General features: G+C 58.8%; 5 protein-coding genes and 1 pseudogene. 3 read left to right on the top strand and 3 right to left on the bottom strand.

All coding sequences use genetic code 11. The features are described from left to right. Both LEPTO7104_RS34605 and LEPTO7104_RS0119440 read right to left on the bottom strand, forming a co-directional pair. Positions 1-1430, bottom strand: a pseudogene (locus tag LEPTO7104_RS34605) (IS1634 family transposase); the annotation flags it as partial. Between the two features lie 483 nt (positions 1431-1913). Next, on the bottom strand, positions 1914-3392 hold the full coding sequence (locus LEPTO7104_RS0119440; protein ID WP_155523706.1) for an LCP family protein: 1479 nt from the start codon (positions 3390-3392) through the stop codon (positions 1914-1916). A gap of 399 nt (positions 3393-3791) precedes the next feature. Between LEPTO7104_RS0119440 and LEPTO7104_RS0119435 the strand changes: the two genes are divergently transcribed. The 3 genes from LEPTO7104_RS0119435 to LEPTO7104_RS40265 all read left to right on the top strand — a co-directional run bounded on the left by LEPTO7104_RS0119435 (position 3792) and on the right by LEPTO7104_RS40265 (position 6133). Further along, positions 3792-4850 carry a mannose-1-phosphate guanylyltransferase gene (locus tag LEPTO7104_RS0119435; protein WP_017300254.1) on the top strand — a complete coding sequence of 353 codons (1059 nt, stop codon included), beginning with the start codon at positions 3792-3794 and terminating at the stop codon, positions 4848-4850. A gap of 159 nt (positions 4851-5009) precedes the next feature. Further along, positions 5010-5849 (top strand): hypothetical protein, encoded by an 840-nt coding sequence (locus LEPTO7104_RS0119430; protein WP_017300253.1) that lies wholly within the window; start codon positions 5010-5012, stop codon positions 5847-5849. 137 nt (positions 5850-5986) lie between these two features. After that, complete coding sequence (locus tag LEPTO7104_RS40265; RefSeq protein ID WP_017300252.1) at positions 5987-6133, top strand: hypothetical protein; 147 nt, start codon at positions 5987-5989, stop codon at positions 6131-6133. A gap of 368 nt (positions 6134-6501) precedes the next feature. Here LEPTO7104_RS40265 and LEPTO7104_RS0119420 read toward each other — a convergent pair whose 3' ends face one another. Then, entirely contained in the window at positions 6502-8532 is a 2031-nt protein-coding gene (locus LEPTO7104_RS0119420) for an elongation factor G (protein ID WP_017300251.1), read from the bottom strand. Positions 8533-8612: the final 80 nt, after the last annotated feature.

Below are 8612 nucleotides of genomic sequence, written 5' to 3'. Positions count from 1 at the left end.
CCATCGAGAGTAAGCGAATTAATCCCTTGATATGGTCTTCACGCTGTAAGTACAGTCGGGGAGAGGGAGAGGGGATGCCCTTTGAGTCGGCTAAAGCTGTGCTCCACCAGATATTCTTGGCGGTAGACCGTCACGGCTTGAGGCAACGATAATGCCGCTGCGGGATGATTGGTGACATAGACCCGCCAGCCCAAGGTTTGCATCTGCTGGTTGATGGCCTCAGTTTCTAGGGTGCCATTCACCTGGAATCGACGGTGCTCCACCATCCGAGCCGGGCGGTCCCGGTAGCGACGCACAGCGTGTTGCTCCACCTGTTGTGAGTAGGTGAGTTGAACGTAGGCCTTGACCCGGTAGCGGGTGAGAATCGCCTCGGCGGCTTGCGCTAAGGCGACCTCATCAGGAAAGGCTTTCTGGCCGCGCCCCGATTGATTGAGCGCCGCTAGGGCCGTCTGGGCGTGCTCGAGTCGAACTTGGAAGGCCTGCTGGGCGGATTGAGCATAAGCCAAGGAGTACACGACCAATTGCCGCTCTGACCACATCCAGGTGTGTCCGTCCCATTCTCCTGTGCGGGTCTGGGTCTGCTCATAGCCTCGGGCAATCAGCGCGGTGTGACCGTCGGCATAGTCGTAGTGAATCTCCTGCAACTCAACGGCCCCTTGCTCCACTGGGTCTAGGTAGGCCTGCATCGCCTCCGCCTTGAGTTGAGTCCCACCGAGCGGACAGAGATAGTAATCGCCTGTGGCCTGGAGAAAGCAACGGGTCGCTAGACTGGCCATCTTGCTGTCACCCACGTAGAGCAACCCAGACTGACTGAGGGTCTGACGCACCTGCCCGATGGCCGGAATGTAGAGCGGGTCGTCGGCGCGCTGCCCGGAGACAATCTCGGTCGCTATCGGTAGCCCCAGCGGATCTAGCGTCGCCAGCATCAGCTTCAGTTGGGGCAGGTCGGGGCGATGGTCTTTGCTATGGCCATATTGGAACAGCCCTGACTCATTGACCGTCCAATCCCCGCTGACGCTGGTACTATCCAGACGCAGCCGTTTGGGGTGCAGGTCATACACCTGAATCTGACGCTGATTCAACGCCGGTTCAAACAACGCCCATTGGGCATCATCACTGAGATATCGCAACACGCTTTCTAGGCGGTCGTCACTCAGGTCAAGGGCGCGAACCGGTTGCTGCAAGCCCTGTTGCAAGGTTTCCTGATGTCGCTCTACCCAGGCCTGCACGGGGTTTAACCGGTGATCCGCTTGGGACAAAATGTGGCTCAGCCAAACTATCACCACATGGCCTAAGCTGAGCCCCTGCCAGTTCCCATGGGTCGGAAAGTAGTCGTCGAGCAGGGGTTGCACGTCCATCCGCTGCAGTTGGGCCAGCAACAGGGGAATATCGTCAACCCGTTCGGTGATAACGGTTAGGGGGGTATCCATAGCCCTAACCTATCCCAATTGGCTGACCTCATTTAAAAATGAGCGAACCGTGAGCAGAAGAGGCTGGTTAAGCTGTTCTGTTTAGCTATTTATTTTATTCTGGAAAAATTAGATTTCCCAGCCAAAATGTAGAGGGTTTGAGGTATCTGGCCTTGGGACTGCCCTGGGCTTAGGAGCGCTAGCTGGGCCTCAAGAATACTGGGCTTTGGCCGATTTAGCTCTATCTGTGGGTGATTGGGGAACTGATCAAACTAGCGAGTAGCGATAACAACACGCTTAATCTTCAGCGCCGTCGATTAGCAAGTCTGCGACCTACTGCTGAGTCAAGCCAAACACTACTGAGCCATGAGAGCCGTGGCGCTAGAAGAGTTTGCGCGTCGAGGGCAATCCTTTGTTAGGGGAGTGGTGATTACAGCGCTGGCCTTAATCCGGGTTAGTTCCACCAAGTGGACTCTTCCACCAAGTTGGCTAAACGCGGGGAATTTACGGAGTTGGAGCCTCTGAGGGCTGGCTGGCGTGCTCGCCCCAGTCTTGCCCCACCCGAATTGTAATGTCAGAGCCGAGGTCTCCCGTTGACTCAGACAGCGCGTGACCGACTCCCAACAGCGATTCGATCACGTGGGCACTTTCGATATCGCCCCGCTGGGCCACCACTTCGGTGCGAGCCACGGTGGTAGACCAGTCATCGACCACGTAGACGTTTTTAAACCCGTTTTCGCGCAGATAGCTGGCCACCGCCGCCCCCTGGTCGGGCTGACCGGAGGCATTTTGCACCGCAATGGCCAAATCGGCCACGTAGCTTCCCCTGGAGTTGTCGGCATAGATACCTACGCCCTCAGTCTCAAAAAAGTTTTGCACAATGGGCGCCGAAGCGTCCCAGTTGGGCAGCCAGTAGCTGGCCTGAAACTCTGCGGGAGTGCTAAATCGACCGGGCAGCATGACCATTTGCAGCTGATCAGGCTGAATTTGCAGGCCAAAGTTGGCGATCGCTAGCATTTCCTCCAGGGTGAGGTTGGTGTCAACGTAGCGCTGCAGCACCCGCAGAACCTGGGGCAGTTTGGGAATCACGGTGGGATTGGTCAAGCGCTCTCGCAGCGCCTTGAGCAGCATTTGCTGACGCTGCACCCGGCCAATATCGCCGCTTTCTTTGCGGTAGCGGGCAAACTGCTCCGCCTGATCGCCATTGAGGGTCTGCCAGCCGGGGTAGAGGTCGATGTAGAGGCCCTGGGTGCGATCGGTGTATTCCATCCGTCGGGGCACATTGACCTCAATGCCGCCTACCAGGTCAACCATTTCCCGAAAGGCACCGGTGTTGATGCGCACGTAGCGGTCAACGTGGATGTTGCCCAGGTTGTAGCCGAGGGTTTGGGCGACCAGTTCTGGCCCACCGAGCACATTGGCCTGGTTGATTTTATCCATCCCAAAGCCCGGTATTTGCACTCGGGTATCGCGGGGAATGGACATGACGTTGAGGGTGCCCGCTTCGGCATCGACCCTGACCAGCAGCAGGGTGTCGGTTCGCCCGGAAAAAACGGCCTTAGAGTTGGGCTCAGCGTTGGGCACCACGTCAATGCCCATCACCAAAATGTTGACCGGCCGCGTGACTTGGTAGCGAAAGCCCGCCTGCCACAGATCGCCAAAACTCGCGGCCCGATTGGCATTTCCCCCCATAAAGCCCGGCAGCGGAATGGTCAGGGCGATCGCGGCCCCTAGAACCGCCGAGGTTGCCGCCGTGCCCACAAACAGCCCGCCCCAAAGCAGCGATTTGAGCAGGCGGCGCCCCGCTCTAGCCTGAGGAGCAATGCTGCCGGTAGGGGAGGGCGAGTCGGCCTCAGATGTCTGGGAGCCGGTTTGGGATGGATAACTTACCGAGGTAACCGGCTCAGCGGCCTGCTCAGACGAACCGGGCTGATCGGTCACGCTACCTTCTTGAGGCCCGGTGTTCTGTAAAGGGGTTGTCATGGATACCTGCTCACCTGCTGCGACGCCCTACCAACATATCCCCTGTCGCGACGCACCACCGTAGCCTCAGCACGGTTTTTAGGTCTGAGGCCAGTAACACCAAGCTGAGTTAAAGCCGCCCCTGCGGACAGAGCCGGATTTCACCCAGAAGCGCTGCTCAATCTTCGCAGCAGGTTGATATGTTAATCAATATTAAGCGAATTTTGCCCTGATATCTCCTTCTAGGGGATAGGATTGAGCCACTTATGCAGGTGGATCGACGGGTGGATCTGATTCCAGTAAATCCTGGGCGGATGGCTCTGGGCTAGAGCCGTGGCCTTCAGTCAGTGCTGTCCGCAGTCTTTTGAGCGTTGTCACTAAGTCTTTCTAAGTCTTTAAAATCCTAGAGATGTAATTGCTATGGCTGCACTTATTCCTATTATTTTGGCCGGGGGCAAAGGCGAGCGGTTTTGGCCAGTGAGTCGGCTGGCGCGCCCTAAACAATTTTTGTGTCTGGACGGCAGCGATCGCAGCCTGCTGCAGGCGACCGCCGACCGCCTGCTGCCCCTGGCCGAGGGCTGGGAAAACCTTTGGGTGATTACCGCGGCCCACCTGGCCGACCGGGTGCGCGAGCAGCTGCCCGAGCTGCCCGAGGCCAACCTGCTGGTTGAGCCCGTGGGGCGCGACACGGCTCCAGCAGTCGCCTGGGGAACCCTGGAGGTAGCCCAGCGCTACGGTGACGATGCCCTGGTGGGCTTCTTTCCGGCAGACCACTGGATTGCCGACGAAGCGGCATTCTGCCAGACCCTGAGGGCGGCCGCAGAGCTGGCGGGGGAGGGGGCGATCGCCACCCTGGGCATTTCTCCCACCTACCCTGCCACCGGCTACGGCTACATCGAGCAGGGCCAAGCAACCGGCACCCACGGAAATCTCAACGCCTATACCGTCAGCCGCTTTACCGAAAAACCCGACGCCCCCACGGCTCAAACCTTCATCGACAGCGGTCGGTTTAGCTGGAACAGCGGCATGTTCATCTTCCCCGCCGGGGTCATGATTGCCGAACTCAAAACCCACGCCCCCGACCTGATGAAAGCGCTGATCGCTGACGGGGTAGACGCCTATCCCAGCCTGGAGAAGCTCAGCATCGACTATGCCGTGATGGAGCACACCGATCGCGCCCAGGTCATGCCCGTCACCTTTGGCTGGGACGATCTGGGGGACTGGAACGCCGTAGAGCGCCTGCTCAAGCAGCCCGGCGATCGCAACGTCGATCTGGCCACCCACGTAGCTCTCGATACCGCAGGCAGCATTGTCTACTCCGCCGATCCTGACGAAGTTGTGGTGACCATTGGCCTGGAGGATGTGGTAATCGTACGCGACGGCAACGCCACGCTGATCGTGCGCAAAGACCGCACCCAGGATATTAAGGCTGCCGTTAAAAAGCTGGGCGCCGAAGACCGCTTTCAGCATTTGCTATAGGTTGAATGCTCACCCCTTGGAGGCAATTACCAGGGCATTGGTTGATCCCAACTCACCCGCAGAACGTTCCGGCTTGGGCAACGGTTGATATAATTTCGGGATCAGCCGTTTATACTGCCCTATGCTGCGGACTTCTGTGGCGTGCGGTAGCTTTGAGCCATGCATCCAACCATCGATGACATCGATCTCCAGGCCCGTCAGGGCAGCGTAGCTGCGATCATTCAAATTTTGAATGAGCATTTCGCCGAGGACGGCATTCGGACCCGCGCTATTCAAGATAGCGGTATTTTGCAGCTGCTGCTAGAAGCCCCTACCGCCACCGCCCTACCCAAGGATGCGGTCGTGGAGCAGGTGCGCCGTCTGCTGGAGTCGATTAGCCCGCGGGGTATTAGCCGGGTCAACATCAACAGCCGCATTGTAAAAGAGCAGCAGCTGCTGTGGCTCGACGAAATTAAGCGCAATCCAGACAAAAGCCTGCTGTGGTCCGAGCCAATTGTGCTCAAGCAGCCAAACCCCATGGCCCGGCTGTGGCGAGATCTGCGTTCCCCCCGTCAGCGCAATCCTTTTCTAGACGACGTGTACAAGAAAAAACCTGCCTCTAGCCGCAGCGCCTTTTGGCGTGGACTTGTGGGCGGGGCGAGCCTGGCCCTGCTGCTGCTCTTGGTCGGATGGGCAACCAAGGACTGGCTGGGAGTTAACCTGAGCCTGGGACCACAGAACAACGCGCCCGGCGAACCAGCCCCCGAGCCAGCCCCCGCCTCTCCGGTGGGACAGGATCCTTTTGTACTGGCAGTGCGCATTGCCCAGCAGTCGGTAGAGGATGGCAAATCGGCCTCCACCGCTGCCGAATGGCTTGACCTGGCGGTCCGCTGGCAGCGAGCGGCGGATTTGATGGCCGAAGTTTCCCCTGAGGATGAGCGCTACCCTGTAGCCCAAGATCGCGTACAGACCTACGCTGCCAATAAGGCCATGGCCCTTATGGAAGCAGACAAATTTTAGAAAGACGGAAAATTTTAGGGCAGCTGCCCTACCCTATGCAGCCTGCGTCCATATCCATGCACAGGTTGCATAGGGCGGTGGTTAGACAGCCTTAGGTTTTGTTATACCGAAGGTATAACAACGTTTTTTGCGCTCCTATGGCTACCCTCAAATCATCTACCTCTTCCACGGCTAACCGGCCTACGGCCCACGATGCCCTAGAGAACCGCGAAGACTTTGTAGCCTGGGCCGAAGCTGTCAAGCAGCAAATGCTGGCCGCCCTGCAAAAACGCCAGCGCAGCTAGCGCTACATTTCACTTGAAGTCTCTGGCGGGGTCGGCAAAGTTTAGCGAAGATTGGACTTTGCCAACCCCGGATAGCCAACAAGATTCCTGGATTTTCAGATCCGGCAGTCAAGGTCACTAGACTTTACTCCGAACCTGGGCTGCGTCATTTTCCCCTGCGGACACTTGGCCTAAACAAACCGGATTTCTTGCCAGACAGGCCAGATTGCTCTGGGCCTATGGCGAAGAAACCCGGTTTGTTGGGGGTTATAGCAATAGTCACGTGGCTAGGACATCCAGAAACTCCATGAACGTTCAAACGCTTGAACGCCCATAGGAGACATGTCTTAACCAGACTGGCTACAGCTATAGATCGGCGGCGGCTGGGGTTAGCGATCGCCTCCGGTACTCGCCAAAATCCGCTCGGTGAGCTTTTCGGGCACCGGGTCGAGGTGGTCGTAGACCCACTTAAAGAAGCCCACACCCATGGTCAGCGACCTGAGTTCCAGAATCATGGTCTGCATTTCGGCCTGGGGTAGATACCCTGAGACTACATCCCAACCGGGCCAGTCGGTTTTGCCCTCGTAGCCCAGAATTTGCCCCCGCCTGCCGCTCACCAGCTTCAGCACGTTGGAGGTGTAGACGCTGGGCACCGAAATATCGACCCGGTCGATCGGCTCTAGCAGGGTTGGAGTGCAGGCGGCCAGCCCTTCCTGCATGGCAATGCGGGCCGCCTGCTTAAAGGCGTTGTCGGAGCTGTCGACGTTGTGGTACGAGCCGTTGGTGAGCGTTACCGCCACATCCACCACCGGAAAGCCCAGGGGACCATGGTCGAGGTACTCGCGCACCCCGGTTTCAACGCTGGGGATGTACTGCTTGGGCACCACGCCGCCGACGATGGTATCGCTGAAGGCAAAGCCATTTCCCCGGGGCAGCGGCTGAATCGAGAGGTACACGTCGCCAAACTGGCCGTGGCCGCCGCTCTGGTGCTTGTAGCGCCCGTGCACTGAGTCTTTGGCCTGGCGGATGGTTTCTTTGTAGGGCACCTGGGGTAGGTGGGTGGCCATGGGCAGGTTGTACTTGCGGCTGAGGCGATCGATCGCCAAATTCAGGTGCACGTCGCCCTGGCCCCACAGAATCACCTCGTGGGTGTCGCCGTGCTGCTCCCAAAATAGAGAGGGGTCTTCTTCCAGCAGCTTGGTGAGGGCGGCGCTGAGCTTGACCTCGTCGCTGCGCTTGGCGGGGGTAATCGCCAGGGCGTAGACCGGGTCGATTGCTGGGGCTTTGGGCAGCAGAGTATCGAGGCTGCCGTCGGTCGTGAGGGTATCGCCGGTTTGAGCCCCTTCCAGTCGGGCCACAGCGACAATTCGCCCGGCCTCGGCCCGGCTGAGGCTGGTCTGCTGGGTGCCCATCAGGTCGTAGAGGCCGCCCATGCGATCGCCGTTTAGGCTATCGCCATCCTTCAGCTCGCCGCACCACACGCGCACCAGCGACAGCTTGCCGCCCTGGGGAGTGTAGTAGGTCTTGAGCACCTGAGCCAGGGTGGCGTCGTTGCAGGCAATGCCCCTGCGATCGCAGGTGATCTCCGGCGCCGGAGCCTCTTTGACCAGGGCATCGAGCAGGGGCCGCACGCCATAGTCGGCCAGGGCCACGCCAATAAACACGGGCACAATCAGATCGGCCCCCAGCTCCATTTTTAAGTCGCGAACGATTTCGTCTTCTGGAGGGGCGATGTCTTCGAGCAGTTCTTCGAGCAGGTGGTCGTCGTAGTCGGCCAGGGTTTCGAGCATCTCAGTGCGGGCGATCTGTTCCTCGACCTGAAGCGAAGGGGGCAGAGGAACCGGGTCGGCGGGGGCACCGGGGTGATAGTGGAAGGCCTGCTCGCTGACGAGATCAATAAAGCCCACCAGATCGTGGTTTTGGCGAATGGGGTACTGCTGGGGAATGACTGGCCGCGAGGACACCTGGCGCAGGGCCGCCAGCACCTCGGCAAAGGTGCCGTTGGCGCGATCGAGCTTGTTGATCCAGATCAGGTGGGGAATTTCCCAGGTATCTAAGAATTGCAGCAGGGGCGAGAGGGTGAGCACCTTGTTGGGGTCGGCTTCGCAGACCACGATCGCCGCATCGACTCCCATCAGGGCGTGGTTGGCTTCCTGCTGCAACTCTACGGACCCCGGACAGTCTACAAACGTAAAACAAATGCCGCCGTACTCAGTACTGGCGGCATTTAGTTCGACGGTCATATGTCGGGCGCGGGCCTCTGGGGAGCTATCGCCGAGGGTGTTGCCCTCATCGACGCTACCCTTGCGGGTGATCGATCCGGTGACCGAGAGAATGCTTTCTAATAGTGTGGTCTTACCGCTGGAATAGGCACCGACCAGCGCCACATTGCGCCGGCCTGAAAGGACGTTTCGGGTCATAATAAACTCCTTGCCATACGGCGATGGCATGTAGAGAAAAGCCTACAAAATGCAGGCCCCACGAGCATGATTTGAAGCGA

It is taken from the genome of Nodosilinea nodulosa PCC 7104 (assembly GCF_000309385.1).
Lineage (GTDB): Bacteria > Cyanobacteriota > Cyanobacteriia > Phormidesmidales > Phormidesmidaceae > Nodosilinea > Nodosilinea nodulosa.
This window is presented reverse-complemented; position numbering and strand designations above follow the sequence as displayed.

Excerpts from the sequence above, each read along its gene's own strand:
- LEPTO7104_RS0119440 (WP_155523706.1), bottom strand. The coding sequence starts at position 3,392 with ATGACAACCCCTTTACAGAACACCGGGCCTCAAGAAGGTAGCGTGACC.
- LEPTO7104_RS40265 (WP_017300252.1), top strand. The coding sequence starts at position 5,987 with ATGGCTACCCTCAAATCATCTACCTCTTCCACGGCTAACCGGCCTACG.
- LEPTO7104_RS0119420 (WP_017300251.1), bottom strand. The coding sequence starts at position 8,532 with ATGACCCGAAACGTCCTTTCAGGCCGGCGCAATGTGGCGCTGGTCGGT.
- LEPTO7104_RS0119435 (WP_017300254.1), top strand. The coding sequence starts at position 3,792 with ATGGCTGCACTTATTCCTATTATTTTGGCCGGGGGCAAAGGCGAGCGG.
- LEPTO7104_RS0119430 (WP_017300253.1), top strand. The coding sequence starts at position 5,010 with ATGCATCCAACCATCGATGACATCGATCTCCAGGCCCGTCAGGGCAGC.